Source organism: Bartonella sp. A1379B, assembly GCF_002022485.1.
GTDB lineage: Bacteria > Pseudomonadota > Alphaproteobacteria > Rhizobiales > Rhizobiaceae > Bartonella > Bartonella rochalimae.
Genome location: NZ_CP019780.1, coordinates 1,145,001 through 1,170,000, shown reverse-complemented (window position 1 = coordinate 1,170,000; position 25,000 = coordinate 1,145,001). Strand labels below are relative to the sequence as shown.

Annotated in this window: 15 protein-coding genes, 1 tRNA gene, 2 rRNA genes and 5 pseudogenes (2 of these 23 only partly in view); 17 read left to right on the top strand and 6 right to left on the bottom strand. The window is 39.8% G+C overall.

Annotated elements, in window-relative coordinates:
• The 3 genes from BA1379B_RS05060 to BA1379B_RS05050 form a co-directional block, all read left to right on the top strand.
• A 23S ribosomal RNA gene (locus BA1379B_RS05060) occupies positions 1–1,992 on the top strand (it extends 819 nt beyond the left edge of the window).
• Positions 1,993–2,079: 87 nt separating this feature from the next.
• A 5S ribosomal RNA gene (rrf, locus tag BA1379B_RS05055) occupies positions 2,080–2,194 on the top strand.
• Between the two features lie 88 nt (positions 2,195–2,282).
• Positions 2,283–2,359 (top strand) — tRNA-Met (locus BA1379B_RS05050).
• A 549-nt stretch (positions 2,360–2,908) separates the two neighbouring features.
• Here BA1379B_RS05050 and BA1379B_RS05045 read toward each other — a convergent pair.
• Positions 2,909–4,006, bottom strand: coding sequence for a TIGR04086 family membrane protein (locus BA1379B_RS05045; protein ID WP_078692454.1), 1,098 nt, complete (start codon positions 4,004–4,006; stop codon positions 2,909–2,911).
• 589 nt (positions 4,007–4,595) lie between these two features.
• On the opposite strand from BA1379B_RS05045, the gene hisS reads away from it, so the two are divergent.
• The gene (gene hisS / locus BA1379B_RS05040) at positions 4,596–6,083 is read left to right on the top strand and encodes a histidine--tRNA ligase (protein ID WP_035007453.1); all 1,488 of its coding nucleotides are present in this window, start codon (positions 4,596–4,598) and stop codon (positions 6,081–6,083) included.
• 124 nt (positions 6,084–6,207) lie between these two features.
• On the opposite strand, the gene BA1379B_RS05035 is transcribed toward hisS, so the two are convergent.
• Positions 6,208–6,732, bottom strand: a complete 525-nt coding sequence (locus BA1379B_RS05035) for a peroxiredoxin (protein WP_035007454.1) — start codon at positions 6,730–6,732, stop codon at positions 6,208–6,210.
• A 207-nt stretch (positions 6,733–6,939) separates the two neighbouring features.
• Between BA1379B_RS05035 and BA1379B_RS05030 the strand changes: the two are divergent.
• Positions 6,940–8,566 (top strand): annotated as a pseudogene (locus BA1379B_RS05030) (alpha-D-glucose phosphate-specific phosphoglucomutase).
• Positions 8,567–8,592: 26 nt separating this feature from the next.
• Here the strand turns inward: BA1379B_RS05030 and fumC are convergent.
• A pseudogene (gene fumC, locus BA1379B_RS05025) lies at positions 8,593–9,979 on the bottom strand (class II fumarate hydratase).
• A 288-nt stretch (positions 9,980–10,267) separates the two neighbouring features.
• Here fumC and groES (BA1379B_RS05020) point away from each other — a divergent pair.
• From groES (BA1379B_RS05020) to BA1379B_RS05005, 5 genes and pseudogenes are all read left to right on the top strand, one after another.
• Positions 10,268–10,564: a co-chaperone GroES gene (gene groES / locus BA1379B_RS05020; RefSeq protein WP_035007457.1), complete on the top strand. Its 297-nt coding sequence runs from the start codon at positions 10,268–10,270 to the stop codon at positions 10,562–10,564.
• Between the two features lie 56 nt (positions 10,565–10,620).
• A complete protein-coding gene (locus BA1379B_RS07155) occupies positions 10,621–10,905 on the top strand; it encodes a TCP-1/cpn60 chaperonin family protein (protein ID WP_442855933.1) in 285 nt (94 codons plus the stop codon).
• Positions 10,836–12,262, top strand: a pseudogene (groL, locus tag BA1379B_RS05015) (chaperonin GroEL). Before BA1379B_RS07155 ends, groL (BA1379B_RS05015) begins: the two are co-directional and overlap by 70 nt.
• A gap of 199 nt (positions 12,263–12,461) precedes the next feature.
• Positions 12,462–12,800 carry a zinc ribbon domain-containing protein YjdM gene (locus BA1379B_RS05010; RefSeq protein ID WP_035007461.1) on the top strand — a complete coding sequence of 113 codons (339 nt, stop codon included), beginning with the start codon at positions 12,462–12,464 and terminating at the stop codon, positions 12,798–12,800.
• A gap of 570 nt (positions 12,801–13,370) precedes the next feature.
• Positions 13,371–14,194 (top strand): annotated as a pseudogene (locus tag BA1379B_RS05005) (ferredoxin--NADP reductase).
• 196 nt (positions 14,195–14,390) lie between these two features.
• On the opposite strand, the pseudogene BA1379B_RS05000 reads toward BA1379B_RS05005, so the two are convergent.
• Positions 14,391–14,987: pseudogene (locus BA1379B_RS05000) on the bottom strand (lyase family protein); the annotation flags it as partial.
• A 288-nt stretch (positions 14,988–15,275) separates the two neighbouring features.
• On the opposite strand from BA1379B_RS05000, the gene groES (BA1379B_RS04995) reads away from it, so the two are divergent.
• From groES (BA1379B_RS04995) to BA1379B_RS04965, 7 genes are all read left to right on the top strand, one after another.
• The gene (gene groES / locus BA1379B_RS04995; RefSeq protein ID WP_035007457.1) at positions 15,276–15,572 is read left to right on the top strand and encodes a co-chaperone GroES; all 297 of its coding nucleotides are present in this window, start codon (positions 15,276–15,278) and stop codon (positions 15,570–15,572) included.
• A 56-nt stretch (positions 15,573–15,628) separates the two neighbouring features.
• Complete coding sequence (gene groL, locus BA1379B_RS04990) at positions 15,629–17,272, top strand: chaperonin GroEL (RefSeq protein ID WP_035007459.1); 1,644 nt, start codon at positions 15,629–15,631, stop codon at positions 17,270–17,272.
• A 201-nt stretch (positions 17,273–17,473) separates the two neighbouring features.
• Positions 17,474–17,812 (top strand): zinc ribbon domain-containing protein YjdM, encoded by a 339-nt coding sequence (locus BA1379B_RS04985; RefSeq protein ID WP_035007461.1) that lies wholly within the window; start codon positions 17,474–17,476, stop codon positions 17,810–17,812.
• Between the two features lie 588 nt (positions 17,813–18,400).
• Positions 18,401–19,231: a ferredoxin--NADP reductase gene (locus BA1379B_RS04980; protein WP_078673963.1), complete on the top strand. Its 831-nt coding sequence runs from the start codon at positions 18,401–18,403 to the stop codon at positions 19,229–19,231.
• Positions 19,232–19,714: 483 nt separating this feature from the next.
• Positions 19,715–20,632 carry an oxygen-dependent tRNA uridine(34) hydroxylase TrhO gene (trhO, locus tag BA1379B_RS04975; RefSeq protein WP_035007464.1) on the top strand — a complete coding sequence of 306 codons (918 nt, stop codon included), beginning with the start codon at positions 19,715–19,717 and terminating at the stop codon, positions 20,630–20,632.
• Positions 20,633–21,273: 641 nt separating this feature from the next.
• Positions 21,274–22,407 (top strand): type III PLP-dependent enzyme, encoded by a 1,134-nt coding sequence (locus BA1379B_RS04970; protein WP_078674122.1) that lies wholly within the window; start codon positions 21,274–21,276, stop codon positions 22,405–22,407.
• Between the two features lie 71 nt (positions 22,408–22,478).
• A complete protein-coding gene (locus BA1379B_RS04965; RefSeq protein ID WP_035007467.1) occupies positions 22,479–23,063 on the top strand; it encodes a GNAT family N-acetyltransferase in 585 nt (194 codons plus the stop codon).
• A 164-nt stretch (positions 23,064–23,227) separates the two neighbouring features.
• Here the strand turns inward: BA1379B_RS04965 and BA1379B_RS04960 are convergent, their stop codons facing one another.
• Entirely contained in the window at positions 23,228–24,820 is a 1,593-nt protein-coding gene (locus BA1379B_RS04960; RefSeq protein ID WP_078692456.1) for a DHA2 family efflux MFS transporter permease subunit, read from the bottom strand.
• A 20-nt stretch (positions 24,821–24,840) separates the two neighbouring features.
• Positions 24,841–25,000 carry the end of an HlyD family secretion protein gene (locus tag BA1379B_RS04955; RefSeq protein ID WP_078692455.1) on the bottom strand. Its footprint extends 929 nt past the window's final position, so the window shows 160 of its 1,089 coding nt (coding positions 930–1,089); its start codon lies off the right edge, out of view; it ends in the stop codon at positions 24,841–24,843.

The window sequence follows — 25,000 nt, the reverse complement described above, 5'->3', positions numbered from 1 at the left end:
GGCTAGGGGTGAAAGGCCAATCAAACTCGGAAATAGCTGGTTCTCCGCGAAATCTATTTAGGTAGAGCGTTAGTTTTATTCTCCAGGGGGTAGAGCACTGGATGGGCTAGGGGTCCTCACCGGATTACCAAACCTAACCAAACTCCGAATACCTGGAAGAAATAACTGGCAGACACACGGCGGGTGCTAACGTCCGTCGTGGAAAGGGCAACAACCCTAACCACCATCTAAGGTCCCCAAGTTATGGCTAAGTGGGAAAGGATGTGAGGATCCCAAAACAACCAGGATGTTGGCTTAGAAGCAGCCATCATTTAAAGAAAGCGTAACAGCTCACTGGTCTAAATAAGGGTCTTTGCGCCGAAAATGTAACGGGGCTCAAGCCATACACCGAAGCTGTGGATTTACTCTTATGAGTAAGTGGTAGCGGAGCGTTCCGTAAGCCTGTGAAGGGAGACTCGTGAGAGCTCCTGGAGGTATCGGAAGTGAGAATGCTGACATGAGTAACGATAAAGGGAGTGAGAGACTCCCTCGCCGAAAGTCCAAGGGTTCCTGCTTAAAGTTAATCTGAGCAGGGTGAGTCGGCCCCTAAGGCGAGGCCGAAAGGCGTAGTCGATGGGAACCACGTTAATATTCGTGGACCTGTGGGAAGTGACGGATTGCGTAAATTGTAAGGTCTTATTGGATTGATCTTGCAGTGAAGGAATTCCAGGAAATAGCTCCCACGTATAGACCGTACCCGAAACCGACACAGGTGGACAGGTAGAGAATACTAAGGCGCTTGAGAGAACTACGTTGAAGGAACTCGGCAAATTGCACGCGTAACTTCGGAAGAAGCGTGACCCTTTAGCGGGCAACCGTTAAAGGGTGGCACAGACCAGGGGGTAGCGACTGTTTACCAAAAACACAGGGCTCTGCAAAGTCGCAAGACGATGTATAGGGTCTGACGCCTGCCCGGTGCTGGAAGGTTAAGAGGAGATGTGCAAGCATTGAATTGAAGCCCCAGTAAACGGCGGCCGTAACTATAACGGTCCTAAGGTAGCGAAATTCCTTGTCGGGTAAGTTCCGACCTGCACGAATGGCGTAACGACTTCCCCGCTGTCTCCAACGTAGACTCAGTGAAATTGAATTCCCCGTGAAGATGCGGGGTTCCTGCGGTTAGACGGAAAGACCCCGTGCACCTTTACTATAGCTTTACACTGGCATTTGTGGCGATATGTGTAGGATAGGTGGTAGACTTTGAAGCAGGGGCGCAAGCCTTTGTGGAGTCGTCCTTGAAATACCACCCTTATCGACATGGATGTCTAACTGCGGTCCGTTATCCGGATCCAGGACAGTGTATGGTGGGTAGTTTGACTGGGGCGGTCGCCTCCTAAAGAGTAACGGAGGCGCGCGATGGTAGGCTCAGAACGGTCGGAAATCGTTTGTTGAGTGCAATGGCATAAGCCTGCCTGACTGTGAGACTGACAAGTCGAGCAGAGTCGAAAGACGGTCATAGTGATCCGGTGGTCCCGTGTGGAAGGGCCATCGCTCAACGGATAAAAGGTACGCCGGGGATAACAGGCTGATGACCCCCAAGAGTCCATATCGACGGGGTTGTTTGGCACCTCGATGTCGACTCATCGCATCCTGGGGCTGGAGCAGGTCCCAAGGGTATGGCTGTTCGCCATTTAAAGCGGTACGTGAGTTGGGTTCAGAACGTCGTGAGACAGTTCGGTCCCTATCTGCCGTGGGTGTAGGAATATTGACAGGATCTGTCCCTAGTACGAGAGGACCGGGATGGACGTATCTCTGGTGGACCTGTTGTGGCGCCAGCCGCATAGCAGGGTAGCTATATACGGACGGGATAACCGCTGAAGGCATCTAAGCGGGAAACCCACCTGAAAACGAGTATTCCCTGAGAACCGTGGTAGACCACCACGTTGATAGGTCAGGTGTGGAAGTATGGTAACATATGAAGCTTACTGATACTAATCGTTCGATAGGCTTGATCGTTCTCATTCCCTCTATTCATTTAAAAAAACAAAACAAATTAAAATAGCAATAAGACAACTTCTCTTTCCTTTCTATGCTTTTCGCTGACTTGGTGGTTATGGCGGAGCGCCTGCACCCGATCCCATCCCGAACTCGGCCGTGAAACGTTCCAGCGCTGATGGTACTTTGTCTTAAGGCACGGGAGAGTAAGTCGCTGCCAGGTCTGCTAAGCGCATAGAAAGAATTCTTCAACACTCTTCAAAAAAATATCTAAAAATCGTCGTATCCTTTCTGCGACAATTCTTCCGTGACGCGGGGTGGAGCAGCCCGGTAGCTCGTCAGGCTCATAACCTGAAGGCCGCAGGTTCAAATCCTGCCCCCGCAACCAGTCTCGGATCAATAAGTTTGTATCAATAAAATAATCCTTAAAATAAACGCGACAAGAGATCGGTAGGCGATCCAACACAAAAAAAGACTCCTTCCTCTTTGGAGCGGTGTTGTTGGGGAATAATAAAAAACCACTGGAAAAAGATCCTTCTCAGGTGAGACATCCGTTTTGAAGGCATGATGCATCATGAGGGAAAATATCCAGGTCACTTCAAATCAATGTACTAGACGTCAAGAGAGAAGCGGGAAGAGGATCCGTTTCAGATGAGACGTCCGTTTTGAAGGCATGGATGCGTCATGAGGGAAAATACCCAGGTCGCTTCAAATCAATGTACCGAGACGCCAAGAGAGAAGCGGGAAGAGGATCCGTCTCAGATGAGACGTCCGTTTTGATGGCATGGTGCATCATGAGGGAAAATACCCAGGTCGCTTCAAAGAAAAAGGGTCTTTAATAAAAAAGCTGCACACGTGGTGCAGCTTTTGTAAAGCTGGTTTTACTTTGTAGAGTTCTTAAAGGTTGATCAGCCTCTTTTGTCTCAAAATCGAAATTTTACAATGTGTAAGAATGAGACCGTCTCTTATGACCATAATATCCAGAAATGCTGGCAATTACAGCACCAAGAAGGCTCGCAAAAAAACTCCACAATCCAATCTTAGAAGCTGTGCTTATGGCTTTATCCGCAATTGCAAAACTGTTTTGGGCTCCTTTATGAGTAGGAGCATTCTGCGAGAGAGCTTCTACCTGTTTGTTCAGTGATTGAATAGCTTCTTTAGTTTTTTTGTTCGCTGTTTGATAAATATCAATCGCACGTTCTGCAGTATTTTCTGCTTCAGCTTGTGATAGTCCATTGTTTGTCAGCTGATGGATGACATCGCGACGATCAATCTGGGTGTTCAGCTTTTTAACACGATCCGAAAGGCGTTCGCCGAGTTGTTTAACCAAAAGACGATAGTTAGAAGGATCATTCTTAAAAGATGTGATGGTAGAACGAAGGTCTTTGACTGATTCTCTATAAGCGTTATAGAGATTGTCCGGATTGAGGGCTGGAATATCACTTTTATTTAAAAGTGCCTGTAAGTCATTGCTGAGTTTGTTAAAATCAAACAGAGCATTCCTTTTATCGTTGAAAAAATCCTCAAAATTTTTACGGTCTGTGAGAGGAACAAGTTTGCCACCTTCTGAACTAAAATCACTGATCGCTTGTTTCGTTGTTGTTGCAACTCCTGAAACAGTCTTAGCGCCTAAATGAGCCGCGCCAGAAAGTAAAATTGCACTTTGGAGCGCCACCAAAAGCATAAAAAGGGCCCAGGTCAAAAAACCGTGAAGCGCCCCTGAGTGATCCGAAAAACGACCAGCAACATAACCTCCAAGACCAAAGCTTAGACAAAAAATAAAAATTGAACTCACCCCAACAGAGAGAAAACTCTTCTCTAGTGAAAAGGGAGAAAAAAAGGTCATTTGGTTTAAGCCTAAGGCTGCTAATAAAAATGAAAAACAAACCGATGTTGCTAAAAGCGTTAGTAATCCAGCAAAAATCGAGGACCAAGATAAAACAGACGGTCTATAGTGACAATTCTCCGTCTCTAAAGAAAATTCGCCTGTAAAATGTCGCTCTAAGGGATGCTTCGTTGGGATCCGCGTTTCCATATCTCTCTCTCCTTCAATAATTCTTAAACTTAAAATGAGAAAAACCAATGCAAGTTCCAAAAAAAATGAAAAAAGGAAAAAACAAACTGAAATCAAAATGCTAAAAAGCTTAAGAAGGAGACAAAATAATACGCAGCAAGTATAGCCTATCTCACTCCGCACTGTGAAAAAAGAAAATCACACAAACAATATTGCTCAGACTTCTTCAAAAGGAGAAACCATACAAAAAACATAAAAATGAAAAAAAACAAAAACTGTCAACTCGCTGAGCATTTTAAAGTAAGCAACAGATAACAGAAAAATAATCCAAATATACAATAATTAAATATCAAATAAGAAATTGGAAAAGGCCTTAAGAGAATGATTTTAAAAGCGTGAGGAAAGATTTTATGAGATAAAGCTTTTTGATTATATGTTGTTTTTTAGCTTCTTTGATGGCACGTTTAGGGAAACAATTGATATCATTAAGTTGGTGATAGAGGTGAATTGTGGTGGTGTATAACCGCAATTATATAAAATCGTTGCAGCGTTTGTTATGATAAGATAGACACAGTGATCTATCAAGACACATTGCTGCTAGAGAAAAACAATGGCTATGAAACAAGAAAGAACAAAAGCCCGTTTACCCCGCGGTTTTATTGATCGCACAAGCGCGCAATTATATAGTATTGAAACAATGGTTGCTCAAATTCGTGAGGTTTATGAACTTTACGGTTTTGAGGCATTGGAAACGCCGATTTTTGAATATACGGATGTTCTTGGTAAATTCTTGCCCGATTCAGATCGACCAAATGCTGGTGTTTTTTCTTTGCAAGATGATGATGAGCAATGGATGTCTTTACGCTATGATTTGACTGCTCCGTTAGCTCGTTATTTTTCCGAGAATTTTGAAACTTTACCTAAGCCCTATCGAAGCTATCGTTATGGGCCAGTTTTTCGGAATGAGAAGCCAGGACCAGGACGTTTTCGACAATTTATGCAATTTGATGCCGATATTGTTGGGGCACCAACGGTGTTGGCTGATGCAGAAATCTGCATGATGGCAGCAGATAGTCTAGAAAGATTAGGGATTCAGCAGGAAGATTATGTTATTCGTTTGAATAATCGGAAGATCTTGGACGGCGTTTTGGGATTGATTGGCCTTGGCGGAAAGGAGCAGGAGGAGAAACGCTTAACTGTTCTGAGAGCTATTGATAAGCTCGATAAATTTGGTTCAGAAGGGGTTCGCTTGCTTTTAGGGCAGGGGCGTTTGGATGAAAGTGGTGATTTTACCAAAGGAGCGGGACTAAAGGACAAAGAAATTGAGTGTGTTCTTGCTTTGATGGCTGTTAGTGCTGAGACAGCTGAGGAAACAATTGATAATCTGAAAAAGATGGTTGAGCATAGTGATCAAGCGCTTGAAGGTCTCTGTGAGCTTGAAGAAATGCAAGCGATTTTTGCTGAAAATGGCTATCAGAACCGTATCAAAATTGATCCATCAGTTGTGCGAGGATTAGAATATTATACAGGACCTGTTTTTGAAGCTGCTCTACTTTTTGATATTTTTAATGATGATGGGCAAAAAGTTGTGTTTGGATCTGTTGGTGGAGGGGGACGTTACGATGGGCTGGTTGCTCGCTTTCGTGGGGAAAATATTCCAGCAACAGGTTTTTCTGTTGGTGTTTCACGTTTGATATCTGCTTTGCAAAATCTTGGCAAACTTCCTGTGAAGGAAACGATAGGTCCCGTTGTGGTTTTAATGATGGATAAAGAACCAGAAGCTCTCGTACGCTATCAAAAAATGGTCATGCGTTTACGCCAAGCGGGGATTCGATCTGAACTCTATTTAGGTGCATCAGGGATTAAAGCACAGATGAAATATGCTGATCGGCGTCGTGCGCCGTGTGTAGTTATTCAGGGGGCACAAGAGCGCCAAGAAGGAAAAATTCAGATCAAAGATTTGGTCGAGGGAGCACGTTTATCCCACGAAATTAAAGATAATCAAACATGGCGTGAGAGTCGACCAGCACAAATAACTGTCGATGAAGATCAACTCGTTCAAACAGTTCAAAATATTCTCGTTTCTCAAAGATCATAGAATCTTTAAGGCTCAAAAATCATAAAATCTTTAGGAACGGAAAAAACTTAAAAATCCCTTCCCTTTTTTATATAAAAAATAAGGGAAGGGAGGGAAAAATCAGGTGGGAAAATAACCGCTACAATTACCCTTGTAGGATCTTTAAAATATTTTGTGGTGAGGAGACTTCGTAAGGATCTGTGGCACAATTGTCTGATATGCCTGGCTCTTCAAACCATTGTTCAATTATGCCATCCTGAATCACAGCAGCATAGCGCCATGACCGCATACCAAAACCGATATTATCTTTGGCAACCAACATTCCCATTTTCCGTGTAAATTCACCCGATCCATCGGGAATAAGTTTCACATTTTTAATGCCTTGGTCTTTTCCCCATGCATTCATAACGAAAGCATCATTTACGGAAACGCAATAAATTTCATCAATACCTACTTTTTTAAATTCATCATAGAGTTTTTCAAAATCAGGAAGTTGAAAAGTTGAGCAAGTAGGTGTAAAGGCTCCGGGCAGGGAGAAAAGAATAACCCGTTTTCCTTTGAAATAAGTGTCGCTGTTGACATCTTGCCACCGATAAGGATTATCGCCACTCACTGATTCATCACGAACACGTGTGTGGAAGGTAACATTGGGAACTTTTTTTCTAAACATGATTGCACTCCTGTGCTTTATATAAGAAGGGTATTTCCGACAATTTTGAGTTTTGTTTTATCTTTAAGGATGTCGTATAGTTTCTTTAATTTGCAGGTATTTTATGTTTGCGTCAAGAGAAATTAATAATCAATTTTAAGGGAGTATTCATGTTTCAATTAAGTCATTATGCTTTGCAGGTGTCAGTATGACGGCGAATATTATTTCATGACGGTGAATATTATTTCGACAACGGCTTTTAAAGATCAAAAGCTTGGAACGTCTGGTTTGCGCAAAAAGGTATCGACTTTTCAACAGCCTCATTATGTTGAAAATTTTATTCAATCTATTTTTAATACTGTGGGACCTCTTAAGGGAAAATTGCTCATTTTGGGAGGAGATGGACGCTATTTAAATCGGACGCTTATTCAGATCGTGTTAAAAATGGCTGCTGCCAATGGTGTTGGATGTATTAAAGTCGGTAAAGGAGGGATTTTATCTACACCTGCTGTTTCGCATCTTATTCGCAAGTATCATGCTCATGGTGGTATTATTTTCTCGGCAAGTCATAATCCTGGAGGAGAACAGGGTGATTGCGGGATAAAATATAATATTTCTCATGGGGGACCAGCACCTACTTCTTTGTGTAATGCTATTTTTGCTGCATCACAACATTTGTCTTTTTATAAAATTGTTGACGTTTCAGAGATCGATTTAGATAGGCAAGGAACGGTATTTATTGGGTCTATGCAGGTTGATGTGATCGATCCCGTTGCAGATTATAGTGCGCTGATGCAGGAAATTTTTGATTTTGAGTGTATTGCTCAAGCGGTTTCTGAGGGATTAAACTTCCGGTTTGATGCAATGCATGCTGTGACGGGCCCTTATGCGCAAGAAATTTTTGAAAAATGCTTAGGATTTCCTGAAGGAACAGTTGTTCATGGAATACCTTTACCGGATTTTGGTGGCAAACATCCAGATCCGAATTTGGTTCATGCTAAGGATTTATATGATTTATTAATGTCAGAGAAAGGGCCTGACTTGGGAGCTGCTTCTGATGGCGATGGAGATCGTAATCTTATTATTGGTCGCCAACAATTTATCACTCCTTCTGATTCTCTTGCGATTATGGCTGATCATGCTTCTTTAATTAAAGGATATCGACGAGGTCTTGTGGGCGTTGCACGCTCTATGCCAACTGGGCGTGCTGTCGATTGCGTTGCAGAGAAAAAAGGATTGAATTTGTTTGAAACGCCAACGGGGTGGAAATTTTTCGGAACACTCCTTGATGCTGGAAAAATAACTTTTGTGGGAAGAAAGCTTTGGCACAGGGTCGGATCATGTGCGCGAAAAGGATGGATTATGGGCTGTTTTATTCTGGTTGAATCTTCTTGCTGTTACAAAAAAAACAGTGGCGCAAATTGCTCAACAGCATTGGCGTACCTATGGACGTTTTTATTTTTCACGATATGATTATGAAGAGGTGGAGTCCCACAAAGCTTTTGCAATGGTAGAACAATTATCCGCATGCTTACCAGAGCCAGGAACAAAAGTAGCTGGATTAACGGTCGAAAAGGCCGATGATTTTATTTATCATGACCCCATTGATCATAGTGTGAGTATACGGCAAGGGGTCCGTATTTTTTTTGACAATGGGGCACGTTTAGTGGTTCGTCTTTCTGGGACGGGAACAACAGGAGCTCTTGTTCGGCTTTATCTTGAACAGTATGAGGGAGATCCCCGTAAGCATAATCAAGATCCACAACAAGCTCTTCATCCTTTAAAGCAAGCTGCTTTTGAGGTGTTAAAAATCAAACATCATTTAGGACGAGAACAGCCCGATATTATTACATAAACGTTTTTTTGGCAATAATTCTTCTCTTATTGTGGATGAATCATCTTTTGAGGATCAACAAGTCGATCATAATCAGCAGCAGAAACACCTGCTTTTAAAGCTTCTTCACGGAGACTTGTCCCATTTTTATAGGCTGTTTTAGCAATTTCAGCGGCTTTTTCATATCCAATTTCTGGAGCAAGAGCAGTAACCAACATGAGAGAACGTTCCATCAAAGCGTGAATATGCTCTCTATTTGCTTGTAATCCTTGGATACAATATGTCTCAAAAGAGCGCATACAATCTCCTAAAAGATTAAGTGATTGCAATACATTATATCCAATAACTGGCTTATAGGTATTGAGTTCAAAATGTCCTTGGCTGGCAGCAAATGTGATGCAGCTATGGTTGCCAAAGACTTGGCAAGCAACCATGGTCAAAGCTTCACATTGTGTTGGATTGACTTTTCCCGGCATGATAGAAGAACCTGGCTCATTTTCTGGAAGGTTCAACTCACCTAATCCTGAACGAGGTCCCGATCCTAAGAAACGAATGTCATTGGCAATTTTGAACAGGTCAGCTGCTAAGGCATTGAGGCTGCCATGAAAATGCGTAAGAGCTCCGTGATGAGCGAGCGCTTCAAATTTATTATGAGCGGTTTTGAAAGGGATCCCTGTAAGAGTGCTTATTGTTTCGGCAAATGCTTTATCAAAGCCCGATGGAGCATTGAGACCTGTTCCGACGGCTGTGCCTCCTTGAGCAAGCATTTGAACATCGGTGAGTGCTGTTTCAATTCGTGTGCGATTGGCTTCTAGAGCGGTACGATAGCCTGAAAATTCTTGTCCTAATGTAAGAGGTGTTGCATCTTGAGTATGGGTTCGCCCGATTTTGATGATGTCGGTAAATTCTTTTCTTTTTTCTGTAGGCTCGCAATAAGGGCATCAAGAGCTGGTAACAGATGTTGGCGTGTTTGCAGTGTGGTGGCAATATGTAAGGCTGTGGGAAAGGAATCGTTAGAGGATTGGCTCATATTCACATGATCATTCGGGTGAACTGGTGTTTTGCTTCCAAGAGCTCCTCCCAAAAGGACATTAGCATGGTTGGCAATGACTTCATTGACATTCATATTGCTTTGTGTGCCGGAGCCTGTTTGCCAAACAGAAAGAGGAAAATGAGCATCGAATTTTCCTGCAAGGACTTCATCAGCTGCAGTAACAATCGTTTGCCCGATATTTTGCGGAAGTTTTCCTTTTTCCATATTAACGAGAGCTGCGGCTTTTTTAATAAGACTTAAGGCATAAATTACGGTCAAGGGTTGTTTTTCTATCCCTATATTAAAATGATGAAGGGAACGTTCCGTTTGTGCTCCCAATAACGATCATTACGTACGGCGATTGTTCCAAAACTATCAGTTTCTTGACGAGTTGTAAGCATGACGACCCCTATGATGATTCATTTAAGTTTTTTATACTATAGATTAATCAAAGAAAAATTAAGTGCTAAAATTTTTTATAATGGAAAACAGTTAACAAGACTATTGCTCAAATTTTCCACGAGAGAAAACGGAGGACGACAAAAAGGTGCAGATTAATTTTTATTGAGAACTCTTGACATTGTAACAAGGCATTTTTATATTTGTTTTATTGTTAGCACTCGTCGCAAGAGAGTGCTAATAGGAACTTAAGATTAATTCAGTTATATTAAGTTTTAAGGATATAAAACATGGCTAATATACAATTCCGCCCACTTCACGATCGTGTCGTTGTTCGTCGGGTTGAATCTGAAAATAAAACAGCTGGTGGGATTATCATCCCTGATACAGCAAAGGAAAAACCTCAAGAGGGTGAAATTATTGCGGTTGGGAATGGTGCTCTCGACGATAATGGAAAGCGCGTTCCTCTAGAAGTGAAAGCAGGAGACCGCGTCTTGTTTGGCAAATGGTCTGGAACTGAAGTTAAGATTAATGGTGAAGACCTCTTAATCATGAAAGAGTCTGATATTATGGGAATTTTGGGTTAATCCAATTTCTCAATTATTTTATTTGATTATTTAAGACAACTCCAAGGAGAAATTAAATGGCTGCTAAAGAAGTCAAATTTGGCCGTGAAGCGCGTGAGCGTTTATTGCGCGGTGTTGATATCCTTGCTAATGCTGTTAAGGTAACGCTCGGCCCTAAAGGGCGCAATGTGGTAATTGATAAATCATTTGGCGCGCCTCGTATTACAAAAGATGGTGTATCTGTTGCAAAAGAAATTGAATTGGAAGATAAGTTCGAAAATATGGGCGCGCAATGTTGCGTGAAGTGGCTTCGAAAACCAATGACATTGCAGGTGATGGAACAACAACAGCTACTGTTTTAGGACAAGCAATCGTACAAGAAGGTGTAAAGGCTGTTGCTGCTGGGATGAACCCAATGTGTCTCAAGCGTGGGATTGATGCAGCTGTTGAAGAAGTCGTTGAAAATCTTTTCAAAAAAGCAAAAAAATTCAAACTTCAGCAGAAATTGCGCAAGTTGCAACGATTTCCGCAAATGGTGCTGTTGAAATTGGGAAAATGATTGCCGATGCTATGGAAAAAGTGGGCAATGAAGGCGTAATCACAGTGGAAGAAGCGAAAACAGCTGAAACTGAATTAGAAGTTGTTGAAGGTATGCAATTTGACCGTGGTTATTTGTCTCCTTACTTTGTGACAAATGCTGAAAAGATGGTTGCTGATCTTGATGATCCTTATATCCTGATTCACGAAAAGAAACTGTCTAATTTGCAATCTTTGCTTCCTGTTCTTGAAGCAGTTGTGCAATCCGGTAAACCTCTCCTTATTATCGCAGAAGATGTGGAAGGTGAGGCTTTGGCAACCCTCGTGGTTAATAAATTGCGTGGTGGTTTGAAAATCGCTGCTGTTAAAGCTCCAGGATTTGGTGATCGCCGTAAAGCGATGTTAGAAGATATTGCTATCTTAACATCGGGTCAGGTTATTTCTGAGGATGTTGGCATTAAGCTTGAAAATGTTACCTTAGATATGCTTGGACGTGCAAAGAAAGTTAATATCACTAAAGAAAACACAACCATTATTGATGGTGCTGGGCATAAGGCTGAAATTACTGCACGTGTTAACCAGATTAAAGCACAGATTGAAGAAACAACTTCTGACTATGATCGTGAAAAACTGCAAGAAAGACTCGCAAAACTTGCTGGTGGTGTTGCCGTTATTCGTGTTGGTGGTGCAACAGAAGTTGAAGTGAAAGAAAAGAAAGACCGTGTTGATGATGCCTTGAATGCAACACGAGCAGCTGTAGAAGAAGGTATTGTTGCTGGTGGTGGAACTGCACTCTTGCGTGCTGCAAATGCATTGACTGTCAAAGGAAAGAATCCTGATCAAGAGGCTGGTATCCACATTGTACGCCGTGCTTTACAAGCGCCAGCACGTCAAATCGCGATGAATGCAGGTGAAGAAGCGGCAATTATTGTTGGCAAGGTGCTGGAAAATAATTCAGATACGTTTGGTTACAATACCGCGACAGGGCAATTTGGTGACTTGATTGCTTTAGGAATTGTTGACCCAGTAAAAGTTGTCCGTTCTGCTTTACAGAATGCTGCATCGATTGCAAGCCTTCTTATCACAACAGAAGCAATGGTTGCTGAACTTCCAAAGAAAGAGACACCAATGCCTCCAATGGGCGGTGGTGGAATGGGCGGAATGGGCGGAATGGATTTCTAAGTCGCCTTCGTCAAAGATAAAAGAAAAACGGGCCTACTGGCCCGTTTTTCTTATGCTTGTTCTTTCATTTTATGACCAAATCAGCTAACAAATTTTTGCTTTGCTCATTTCAGTATATCTTGTGTTCATAGATCTTTTTTCTTGTTTATTGGATGCATGATTTACGATCAATAATTTCTCTTGAACAAAGGCGGGATGTATGACTCAATTGCCTCAGTGTCCTCAGTGTGATGGTCTTTATACTTATGAAGACAATGGTCATTTTATTTGTCCTGAATGTGCGCATGAGTGGCCTCAAAACAAGAATGAAAAGCTTCCTATCTCTTTTGAAGTTTATGATGTTAATGGTCAGCTTTTAGCAAATGGTGATAGCGTGATGGTCATTAAAGATCTTAAAGTGAAGGGGTCTTCATCTGTTTTAAAAAGCGGTACAAAGGTTAAGAATATTCGTTTGGTAGAGGGAAATCATAATATTGATTGCAAAATACCTGGAATTGGTCAGATGGCTTTAAAGTCAGAATTTGTAAAAAAAGTTTAATACCAAAAAATGATCATCCTACACTGATGCCTCTTTTTCAATAATAAAGGAAGGAAGAGAGAGAAAGAGCGTCAAAATACTCATTTTTATTTTGCAAGAAAGTATCCAATTCTTACTTGCTCTTTATTATAGAGAGAGAATATTCTTCTTTTCTTCCTGTACTGTTTTTTATGCACTCCATAAGTTTTTTTGAAAAAATAGTTATTCATATCAAAAGTTTATGAGCAGAGTCAGTAAAAGAAGAGAGAGCATAATAGTAAATAGTATTGTGTTTGGATCTTGTTTGTTAAGAATTTAAGTCATTGGTGAAGAATGCAATGGATGCCGAATGAGAGACAAATATCTTTTATCGGAATTCTATAAGATTACAGTTATTACTGTTGCACTTGACTTTACTATTCGTTATTCCATTTTTTCCTTTTGCATTCATGGTATAATACATATCTATTCTTAATTCAGTATATAAACTATTGAATCAATAGTTATATTGTAAAAAATATCAGTAGATGATTATGCAGATTATACTATTATAAAATGTGTTATAAATTTGTATCAAAATTAAGAAGATTTATGAGCGCATCAGCAACCAATGTTCAGTCAATATCGAGAATGTTGCTTTAAATTTTCCAATTCCTGAAATGTGTTTGCGCTTACTGTTCAAGAGTTATCATTATACGATAATTATTTAAATTTCGCCTTAATCGTCCGGAAAGCTTTCGTTTTCGTTCGGGCGAATTTGTTATGATTGGTTTGCCGAATGCAGAAAAGCCAATTTATCGCGCTTATTCAATTGCAAGCCCATATTGGGATGAACAGCTCGAATTTTTTTCGATCAAGGTTCCAGGAGGACCATTAACAGAACATCTTCAAAAAATTAAAATTGGTGATACAGTTTTAATGCGTAAAAAATCGACTGGAACTTTAGTTCTTGATGCTCTTATCCCTGGAAAACGTCTTTATCTTCTTTCAACAGGGACAGGTGTGCTCCTTTTGCAAGTCTTATTCGTGATCCCGAAACATATGAAAAATTTTCCCAGGTGGTGCTTATTCAAACAACACGTGTGTGTAATGAACTGACATATGCGAAAGATCTTGTTGCTTCTTTAGAGCATGATCCGTTAGTTGGTGAATATGTAAAACAGTTGAAATTTTATCCTATGACCACCCGCGAACCTTCAGAATATATGGGACGCATTACCACTGTTATGGAAAGCGGTGCTTTTTTTGAAAGAACTGGATTGCCGAAAATCAATCCTACGGAAGACCGTGTTATGATTTGTGGTTCGATGGCAATGCTGAAAGATTGTGCTAGGATATGTGAAACCTTTGGTCTTGTTGAAGGAGCCAATAATGCTCCGGCGACTTATGTTGTGGAACGGGCCTTTGTGGGATAAAAGAGCAACCTGTTTTACAGAATAAAAGGTGCTCATTCGTTTTTTAATTTTCCATTCCGATCGATATGAGGAAACATTTCAAAATTCTCTTTGTGAACTCTATTTATTAGATGAACACAGAAAGTGGTAAGGTATTCTTATATTATTATAGCTTTCTGTAAGAAAAATTATATTTGAACAAAAGATAATTCAGGATTTGAAGAAGAGTGATTTCATCAGCAACTTCGGCTGAAAATGAAGATATGCATAAGATGTCGGTAAATTCTTTTTCTTTTTTCTGTAGGCTCGCAATAAGGGCATCAAGAGCTGGTAACAGATGTTGGCGTGTTTGCAGTGTGGTGGCAATATGTAAGGCTGTGGGAAAGGAATCGTTAGAGGATTGGCTCATATTCACATGATCATTCGGGTGAACTGGTGTTTTGCTTCCAAGAGCTCCTCCCAAAAGGACATTAGCATGGTTGGCAATGACTTCATTGACATTCATATTGCTTTGTGTGCCGGAGCCTGTTTGCCAAACAGAAAGAGGAAAATGAGCATCGAATTTTCCTGCAAGGACTTCATCAGCTGCAGTAACAATCGTTTGCCCGATATTTTGCGGAAGTTTTCCTTTTTCCATATTAACGAGAGCTGCGGCTTTTTTAATAAGACTTAAGGCATAAATTACGGTCAAGGGTTGTTTTTCTATCCCTATATTAAAATGATGAAGGGAACGTTCCGTTTGTGCTCCCCAATAACGATCATTACGTACGGCGATTGTTCCAAAACTATCAGTTTCTTGACGAGTTGTAAGCATGACGACCCCTATGATGATTCATTTAAGTTTTTTATACTATAGATTAATCAAAGAAAAATTAAGTGCTAAAATTTTTTATAATGGAAAACAGTTAACAAGACTATTGCTCAAATTTTCCACGAGAGAAAACGGAGGACGACAAAAAGGTGCAGATTAATTTTTATTGAGAACTCTTGACATTGTAACAAGGCATTTTTATATTTGTTTTATTGTTAGCACTCGTCGCAAGAGAGTGCTAATAGGAACTTAAGATTAATTCAGTTATATTAAGTTTTAAGGATATAAAACATGGCTAATATACAATTCCGCCCACTTCACGATCGTGTCGTTGTTCGTCGGGTTGAATCTGAAAATAAAACAGCTGGTGGGATTATCATCCCTGATACAGCAAAGGAAAAACCTCAAGAGGGTGAAATTATTGCGGTTGGGAATGGTGCTCTCGACGATAATGGAAAGCGCGTTCCTCTAGAAGTGAAAGCAGGAGACCGCGTCTTGTTTGGCAAATGGTCTGGAACTGAAGTTAAGATTAATGGTGAAGACCTCTTAATCATGAAAGAGTCTGATATTATGGGAATTTTGGGTTAATCCAATTTCTCAATTATTTTATTTGATTATTTAAGACAACTCCAAGGAGAAATTAAATGGCTGCTAAAGAAGTCAAATTTGGCCGTGAAGCGCGTGAGCGTTTATTGCGCGGTGTTGATATCCTTGCTAATGCTGTTAAGGTAACGCTCGGCCCTAAAGGGCGCAATGTGGTAATTGATAAATCATTTGGCGCGCCTCGTATTACAAAAGATGGTGTATCTGTTGCAAAAGAAATTGAATTGGAAGATAAGTTCGAAAATATGGGCGCGCAAATGTTGCGTGAAGTGGCTTCGAAAACCAATGACATTGCAGGTGATGGAACAACAACAGCTACTGTTTTAGGACAAGCAATCGTACAAGAAGGTGTAAAGGCTGTTGCTGCTGGGATGAACCCAATGTGTCTCAAGCGTGGGATTGATGCAGCTGTTGAAGAAGTCGTTGAAAATCTTTTCAAAAAAGCAAAAAAAATTCAAACTTCAGCAGAAATTGCGCAAGTTGCAACGATTTCCGCAAATGGTGCTGTTGAAATTGGGAAAATGATTGCCGATGCTATGGAAAAAGTGGGCAATGAAGGCGTAATCACAGTGGAAGAAGCGAAAACAGCTGAAACTGAATTAGAAGTTGTTGAAGGTATGCAATTTGACCGTGGTTATTTGTCTCCTTACTTTGTGACAAATGCTGAAAAGATGGTTGCTGATCTTGATGATCCTTATATCCTGATTCACGAAAAGAAACTGTCTAATTTGCAATCTTTGCTTCCTGTTCTTGAAGCAGTTGTGCAATCCGGTAAACCTCTCCTTATTATCGCAGAAGATGTGGAAGGTGAGGCTTTGGCAACCCTCGTGGTTAATAAATTGCGTGGTGGTTTGAAAATCGCTGCTGTTAAAGCTCCAGGATTTGGTGATCGCCGTAAAGCGATGTTAGAAGATATTGCTATCTTAACATCGGGTCAGGTTATTTCTGAGGATGTTGGCATTAAGCTTGAAAATGTTACCTTAGATATGCTTGGACGTGCAAAGAAAGTTAATATCACTAAAGAAAACACAACCATTATTGATGGTGCTGGGCATAAGGCTGAAATTACTGCACGTGTTAACCAGATTAAAGCACAGATTGAAGAAACAACTTCTGACTATGATCGTGAAAAACTGCAAGAAAGACTCGCAAAACTTGCTGGTGGTGTTGCCGTTATTCGTGTTGGTGGTGCAACAGAAGTTGAAGTGAAAGAAAAGAAAGACCGTGTTGATGATGCCTTGAATGCAACACGAGCAGCTGTAGAAGAAGGTATTGTTGCTGGTGGTGGAACTGCACTCTTGCGTGCTGCAAATGCATTGACTGTCAAAGGAAAGAATCCTGATCAAGAGGCTGGTATCCACATTGTACGCCGTGCTTTACAAGCGCCAGCACGTCAAATCGCGATGAATGCAGGTGAAGAAGCGGCAATTATTGTTGGCAAGGTGCTGGAAAATAATTCAGATACGTTTGGTTACAATACCGCGACAGGGCAATTTGGTGACTTGATTGCTTTAGGAATTGTTGACCCAGTAAAAGTTGTCCGTTCTGCTTTACAGAATGCTGCATCGATTGCAAGCCTTCTTATCACAACAGAAGCAATGGTTGCTGAACTTCCAAAGAAAGAGACACCAATGCCTCCAATGGGCGGTGGTGGAATGGGCGGAATGGGCGGAATGGATTTCTAAGTCGCCTTCGTCAAAGATAAAAGAAAAACGGGCCTACTGGCCCGTTTTTCTTATGCTTGTTCTTTCATTTTATGACCAAATCAGCTAACAAATTTTTGCTTTGCTCATTTCAGTATATCTTGTGTTCAATAGATCTTTTTTCTTGTTTTATTGGATGCATGATTTACGATCAATAATTTCTCTTGAACAAAGGCGGGATGTATGACTCAATTGCCTCAGTGTCCTCAGTGTGATGGTCTTTATACTTATGAAGACAATGGTCATTTTATTTGTCCTGAATGTGCGCATGAGTGGCCTCAAAACAAGAATGAAAAGCTTCCTATCTCTTTTGAAGTTTATGATGTTAATGGTCAGCTTTTAGCAAATGGTGATAGCGTGATGGTCATTAAAGATCTTAAAGTGAAGGGGTCTTCATCTGTTTTAAAAAGCGGTACAAAGGTTAAGAATATTCGTTTGGTAGAGGGAAATCATAATATTGATTGCAAAATACCTGGAATTGGTCAGATGGCTTTAAAGTCAGAATTTGTAAAAAAAGTTTAATACCAAAAAATGATCATCCTACACTGATGCTCTCTTTTTCAATAATAAAAGGAAGGAAGAGAGAGAAAAGAGCGTCAAAATACTCATTTTTATTTTGCAAGAAAGTATCCAATTCTTACTTGCTCTTTATTATAGAGAGAGAAATATTCTTCTTTTCTTCCTGTACTGTTTTTTATGCACTCCATAAGTTTTTTTGAAAAAATAGTTATTCATATCAAAAGTTTATGAGCAGAGTCAGTAAAAGAAGAGAGAGCATAATAGTAAAATAGTATTGTGTTTTGGATCTTGTTTGTTAAGAATTTAAGTCATTGGTGAAGAATGCAATGGATGCCGAATGAGAGACAAAATATCTTTTATCGGAATTCTATAAGATTACAGTTATTACTGTTGCACTTGACTTTACTATTCGTTATTCCATTTTTTTCCTTTTGCATTCATGGTATAATACATATCTATTCTTAATTCAGTATATAAACTATTGAATCAATAGTTTATATTGTAAAAAAATATCAGTAGATGATTATGCAGGGATTATACTATTTATAAAATGTGTTATTAAATGTTGTATCAAAATATAAGGAAGAATTTATGAGCGCATCAGCAACCAATGTTCAGTCAAATATCGAGAATGTTGCTTTAAATTTTCCAATTCCTGAAAATGTGTTTGCGCTTACTGTTCAAGAGGTTCATCATTATACGGATAATTTATTTAAATTTCGCCTTAATCGTCCGGAAAGCTTTCGTTTTCGTTCGGGCGAATTTGTTATGATTGGTTTGCCGAATGCAGAAAAGCCAATTTATCGCGCTTATTCAATTGCAAGCCCATATTGGGATGAACAGCTCGAATTTTTTTCGATCAAGGTTCCAGGAGGACCATTAACAGAACATCTTCAAAAAATTAAAATTGGTGATACAGTTTTAATGCGTAAAAAATCGACTGGAACTTTAGTTCTTGATGCTCTTATCCCTGGAAAACGTCTTTATCTTCTTTCAACAGGGACAGGTGTTGCTCCTTTTGCAAGTCTTATTCGTGATCCCGAAACATATGAAAAATTTTCCCAGGTGGTGCTTATTCAAACAACACGTGTGTGTAATGAACTGACATATGCGAAAGATCTTGTTGCTTCTTTAGAGCATGATCCGTTAGTTGGTGAATATGTAAAACAGTTGAAATTTTATCCTATGACCACCCGCGAACCTTCAGAATATATGGGACGCATTACCACTGTTATGGAAAGCGGTGCTTTTTTTGAAAGAACTGGATTGCCGAAAATCAATCCTACGGAAGACCGTGTTATGATTTGTGGTTCGATGGCAATGCTGAAAGATTGTGCTAGGATATGTGAAACCTTTGGTCTTGTTGAAGGAGCCAATAATGCTCCGGCGACTTATGTTGTGGAACGGGCCTTTGTGGGATAAAAGAGCAACCTGTTTTACAGAATAAAAGGTGCTCATTCGTTTTTTAATTTTTCCATTCCGATCGATATGAGGAAACATTTCAATAAATTCTCTTTGTGAACTCTATTTATTAGATGAACACAGAAAGTGGTAAGGTATTCTTATATTATTATAGCTTTCTGTAAGAAAAATTATATTTGAACAAAAGATAATTCAGGATTTGAAGAAGAGTGATTTCATCAGCAACTTCGGCTGAAAATGAAGATATGCATAACTTGTCCTGTCTTTCTTATTTGAAATGCGCCTATGGGTAGGAAAAATAATTACCTTTATAATCATAATAACTGAGGAGCTGTGATGCTGGGATAGTGTCATTTTCTTTTGATAAGGGTGTTCTCTTTTCATAAAAAGATATTCTGCGTGTAGAAGCAAATGACAGAATAATATAAAAGAAAAGGACGAATAGTTCTTGAAATTAAATAAAACCCGCGTTATGTCGATGTCATGGAAAAGAAATTTAAAGTTGCTGCTCTTTATTGCTTTGCAGATTTGAAGCATTATAGTCAATTGCAAAAGCCTTTGCTGAATTTATGTCAGACAAATGGCATTAAGGGAACTCTTCTTTTAGCAAAAGAGGGAATCAACGGCACTGTTGCTGGTTCCTGCAGTGCAATTGAAAAGTTAATAGATTTTATCACTGCAGAGCCTACATTTCAAATGCCCGAGATTAAATATTCATGGGCTTCAAAAATGCCTTTTCATCGTTTGAAGGTGCGGCTAAAAAAAGAAATTGTAACAATGGGGATTGAAGATGTTAATCCGTTAAAAGTTGTTGGAACGTATGTAGCACCTGAAGACTGGAATGCTCTTATCCAAGATGAAGAAACACTTTTAATCGATACACGGAATGATTATGAATATGCGCTTGGGAGTTTTCAAGGAGCCATTGATCCTTGTATTAAAACATTTCGTGAATTTCCTGAGTGGATTATGAAACATGAAAGCGATTTGAAAAAGAAAAAGAAAATTGCTATGTTTTGTACAGGGGGTATTCGGTGTGAAAAATCAACCGCTTATGTCCGTAGCCTTGGTTATGATCAAGTTTATCACTTAAAAGGTGGTATCCTCAAATATTTGGAAACTATCCCAAAGGAAAACAGTTTGTGGCAGGGAGAGTGTTTCGTTTTTGATGAGCGTGTTTCTGTAGGACATGGTCTCGAAGAATGTGGACGCGAATTGTGTCGCGCCTGTCGTTCCCCTCTTAGTGCTGAAGATAAGCTATCCTCTCATTATGAAGAAGGTGTCTCTTGTGATGCTTGTTATAATACGCGGGATGAAAGTGATAGACAACGCTTTCGGGAACGTCATAGACAATTTCAATTATTAAAATTGCGTGCAGCGTATCCTCATTGTGAACAATAAAAGCCTTCTTTTATATCATTTTTAAAAAAGAATATTTTAAGACTGAACATTCTCTAATTTATGGTTAGATATACAGATAATAAGGGTACAAGCTTGTTCTTGTTTCCGAGTGATATGTTTCTTTTTTGCATCATTTTTTGATTAAAAGTTAAAAAAGTTTTAAAATTAAAAAAAATGATTGAAATGAATAAAAATTGGCTTTATACGCGATGTTGCCCAAAGTCGCACGTGCCTGTGGGTGTCCGCTGGTTCTCAAATGGTGGGATTAACCGGTACGGTACCTGGAACTAACCGCTCCAGTCATTCTTATGACCAATCAAAAGAATGAGGACATCTTGAAGCAACGACGGTGCGGGCCTTTCTGGTGTCTTCCAGCTGTTCAAATGCTGGGATAACTAAAGAGGCACACCTCATTGCCTTCAGTGCGGAATTGGCTTCTCAACTCCAATCAAAAAGGCAGACAACGTAGAACAATGCGGTTTTCGCGCTGTTTTTTCGTGGCATGCAATGCTTATTTCTTCCCGGTTGTTTTTAATCGGGTGAGAGAGTGGATGTATGTCTTTTGTTTTTTTTGCTATTGGCAGCGTTTGCTGCTCATTGGCGTAAAGTTAGGGATGTCTTGTCCCTAGGGAGAAGTGCAAATGGCAACACAACGTATTCGCGATTTTCTTGCAACGCATCGTTCTGAAGGGCCCTGTTTGGTTGTTGATCTTGATGTTGTTCATGAAAATTATTTAAATTTTGAAAAGGCTCTTCCACAGTCACGTATTTTCTATGCAATCAAAGCAAATCCAGCACCTGAGATTTTGCGCTTGCTTGTTTCTTTAGGATCGTCTTTTGATGCTGCTTCTGTAGCAGAAATTGAAATGGCTTTAGCGGCAGGTGCTACAGCTAATCGTATTTCTTTTGGTAATACGATTAAGAAAGAGCGCGATATTGCGCGTGCGCATGCGCTTGGTATTTCACTTTATGCCATTGACTGTTTTGAGGAAGTAGAAAAAGTTGCTCGTGCTGCACCGGGAGCTCGTGTTTTTTGCCGCGTTCTTACTGATGGAGAAGGAGCAGAGTGGCCGTTATCGCAAAAATTTGGCTGTGTTCCTTCTATGGCTGTTGATGTCTTACGTTATGCGCATCACTTAGGTCTGCAGGCCCATGGTGTTTCCTTTCATGTGGGTTCTCAGCAGACAGATTTGAATGCATGGGATCGTGCTTTATCGGATACAGCTTTTGTTTTTAAATCTTTGGAACAAGAAGGTATTCAGTTGCAATTAGTGAATATGGGCGGTGGTTTTCCGACACGTTATTTGAAAGATATTCCAACAGTGCAAACCTATGGTATGTCCATTTTTGATGCATTGAAAAAATATTTTGGGAATCGTATTCCTGAAACAATTATCGAGCCAGGGCGCGCGATGGTAGGTAATGCGGGTGTTATACGCACAGAGGTTGTTTTGATCTCTAAAAAAGGAAAAAATGATAACGTCCGTTGGGTTTATCTTGATATTGGCAAATTTAATGGTCTGACTGAAACTATGGATGAAGCCATTCGCTATCCTATTGAAACGGCTCATGATGATCAAGCAATGGAACCATGTATTTTAGCTGGTCCGACGTGCGATTCGGCAGATATTATGTATGAAAAAACGCCTTATTTGCTTCCTCTTTCTTTAACAATAGGTGATGAACTCTTGATTCATGGGACCGGTGCTTATACAACAACTTATGCATCTGTTGCATTTAATGGTTTTGAACCTTTACGATCGTATGTAATTTGAGATTTTGTATAAGGTACCTCTCTATTTTTGCCTAATGGGGTGTTTAAGGTGCGGTTTAATGGGTAACAGAGATGAAAAAGATTCATTTTCAAGCAAAAAATGGTGCACGTTTTACGCTTATGTCTGAGCAAGAAGCCGATGCTCTTCATCGGGAGAAACTTCTCGATTTGGTCATGGGGGAAGAACGTAAGCATAAATCATCAGAAATTTTACGTTGCGGCCGGTTTCCAGCTTTTGGACTTTCTTTTGTTGTTAAAAATTTTCTTGATGAGCTCGTAGGAAGTGTGCGTCTTTGGAATATTACTTTTCACAAAGGGCAAAATGAGATTCAAGGTGCTTTGCTTTTAGGGCCTTTAGCTGTGGCAACTGAGTGTTCTGGTCTAGGCATTGGGTCAGTTTTAATGCAGCATTCAATTGAAACAGCAAAACAATTAGGCCATGGTGCTATTTTCCTCGTGGGAGATTCTGAATTTTATCAGCGTTTTGGTTTTTCAAGTCATTTAACAAAAAATTTCGCTATGCCTGGAGTTTATGAAAAACATCGTTTTCAAGCTTTGGAATTGATCCCTCAATATCTTATTGGATGTCATGGTCTTTTAGTTTCAAGTGGAGACCTACAGGATTTAAGCCATAATCAGCATTATAAAGTAGCTTAAGATTTTAGAGTATTTCATTTTACTTGTTTGTTCATAATAACGCTGAGGCTATTTTTTCGTTTTTCATTCATGAAGTCATATCATTGATATTTAAGAATATGGTTAAATTCTTTTGTTGATACATTCAGTACCATAAATGCCTATTGCCCTTTATAACATGAAACTTAATGGCCGTGAGGAATATCAGCAGAGGGTGATATTTTTTTAAGAAAAACGGTTAAGAAGGTTAAAAGACTAAAGAGAATAGTCATCATAAAGAAAATATCGCTAAAAGCCATAACTGTCGCTTGTGTGAAAGTGATACCAAAAAGTTGTAATAAGGCAAGGGCATGTGAATCAAACGTATAAGAATGGAAATACATGGTGAGCTTTGCAAGCATTTCAGTTGCTTGGATATTTCCTGCATGGATGGTTTCAGCTATTCGTCCGTAATGGAGAGCAGAGCGTTCCATCATAACAGTACCGATAATAGCAAGTCCTACTGCACCGCCGAGATTGCGTGTTAAATTAAAAAGCCCAGAGGCATTTTTCATTTTCTCTGGTGATAATGACCCAAAGGCAATGTCATTAATAGGAACCATACAGAGCATAATAGAAAACCCACGAAAAATTTGAGGCCAAAAGAGTTCCCAAAAACCCCAATCGTCGGTAACCGCAGTGGCTAGCCAGGTTCCCCATGCAAAGCTGGTGAGTCCTATAGCAATCATAAGACGTGCATCAATACGTGTTGAAAGAAATCCAGCTATAGGAGCCGTCAAAAACATAGCTAAACCTGAAATAAAGAGCGTTTCTCCAATCATAAGAGCATCATAATGACGTATTTGACTTAAATAGATAGGATAAAGATAGGTAAGACCATAAAGTCCTATTCCAAGCATAAAGGAGAAAATTGCTGCAATCGAAAAATTTCGATTCGAAAAAGCTGTGAGATCAACAATTGGTTCTTTAGCAGTAAAAGCTCGCCAAAAGAATAAACTAGCCGCTAAGATCATAATAATAAAAAGATTGAAGATCAGTTGATCATTTAACCAATCATGACGTGCACCTTCTTCTAAAATATATTCTAATGATCCCAAGAAGATTGCCATAGAGAAAAGACCCCACCAGTCAAATTTAGTTATGAGAGAGGGTTCTGCTTTATCAAAATCAATTAATTTCCAAGTTAAAATTGAGATAATAATTCCAAAAGGTACATTAATGAGAAAAAGCCAATGCCATGATAAGACATGACAGAGATATCCTCCCACTGTTGGACCAATTGTAGGCGCTAATGTTGCGACTAGGCCAACGATAGGCGAAACGATTGATTGTTTAGAGGGAGGAAAAAGTGTATACGAAGCAACAAAAACACTGGGGATAATGCCTCCGCCAATAAAGCCTTGGAGTGTACGGTAAAAGGTCATCTGCTCAATAGATGTTGCTGTAGCACAAAGAATAGATGCAATGGTAAAGCCAGCTGCTGAGAAGCTGAAGAAAATCCGTGTTGATAACAAACGCCCTAAAAAACCAGAAAGAGGCAACATAATAACTTCAGCAATAAGATAAGACGTTTGAATCCATGAAATTTCATCAGCACTTGCTGATAAACCGGCTTGAATTTCAGCTAAAGAGGAAGAAACAATTTGAATATCTAAAATAGCCATGAACATACCAAAAGTCATAGCTATGAAGACTATGATTTTACGTATGTCTATGCTCTCTTTAGCATCAGTAGATGCAAGAGAATCTGTAGATGCAAGAGGTGTCGGATTTTTCATGATAGGATCATTTAACTTTGTTATAAAGAATCTTTATTTTGTTTCCTATTCCGTGTGTCAACGGTTACGGTAACGCTCATTCCTGCTTTGATTCTTCCACTTTTTAACGCATGTTCAGGAATAGAAATCCGAATAGGAATACGTTGCGTAATTTTTGTAAAATTACCAGTAGCATTTTGT

What these genes read in the sequence shown, in the direction of transcription:
- BA1379B_RS05045 (WP_078692454.1), bottom strand. Translation starts at nt 4,006, where the DNA reads ATGGAAACGCGGATCCCAACGAAGCATCCCTTAGAGCGACATTTTACA.
- BA1379B_RS04980 (WP_078673963.1), top strand. Translation starts at nt 18,401, where the DNA reads ATGAGCGCATCAGCAACCAATGTTCAGTCAAATATCGAGAATGTTGCT.
- BA1379B_RS04970 (WP_078674122.1), top strand. Translation starts at nt 21,274, where the DNA reads ATGGCAACACAACGTATTCGCGATTTTCTTGCAACGCATCGTTCTGAA.
- groES (WP_035007457.1), top strand. Translation starts at nt 15,276, where the DNA reads ATGGCTAATATACAATTCCGCCCACTTCACGATCGTGTCGTTGTTCGT.
- BA1379B_RS04960 (WP_078692456.1), bottom strand. Translation starts at nt 24,820, where the DNA reads ATGAAAAATCCGACACCTCTTGCATCTACAGATTCTCTTGCATCTACT.
- BA1379B_RS05035 (WP_035007454.1), bottom strand. Translation starts at nt 6,732, where the DNA reads ATGTTTAGAAAAAAAGTTCCCAATGTTACCTTCCACACACGTGTTCGT.
- BA1379B_RS04965 (WP_035007467.1), top strand. Translation starts at nt 22,479, where the DNA reads ATGAAAAAGATTCATTTTCAAGCAAAAAATGGTGCACGTTTTACGCTT.
- groES (WP_035007457.1), top strand. Translation starts at nt 10,268, where the DNA reads ATGGCTAATATACAATTCCGCCCACTTCACGATCGTGTCGTTGTTCGT.
- groL (WP_035007459.1), top strand. Translation starts at nt 15,629, where the DNA reads ATGGCTGCTAAAGAAGTCAAATTTGGCCGTGAAGCGCGTGAGCGTTTA.
- BA1379B_RS04985 (WP_035007461.1), top strand. Translation starts at nt 17,474, where the DNA reads ATGACTCAATTGCCTCAGTGTCCTCAGTGTGATGGTCTTTATACTTAT.
- BA1379B_RS05010 (WP_035007461.1), top strand. Translation starts at nt 12,462, where the DNA reads ATGACTCAATTGCCTCAGTGTCCTCAGTGTGATGGTCTTTATACTTAT.
- hisS (WP_035007453.1), top strand. Translation starts at nt 4,596, where the DNA reads ATGGCTATGAAACAAGAAAGAACAAAAGCCCGTTTACCCCGCGGTTTT.
- trhO (WP_035007464.1), top strand. Translation starts at nt 19,715, where the DNA reads ATGGAAAAGAAATTTAAAGTTGCTGCTCTTTATTGCTTTGCAGATTTG.
- BA1379B_RS07155 (WP_442855933.1), top strand. Translation starts at nt 10,621, where the DNA reads ATGGCTGCTAAAGAAGTCAAATTTGGCCGTGAAGCGCGTGAGCGTTTA.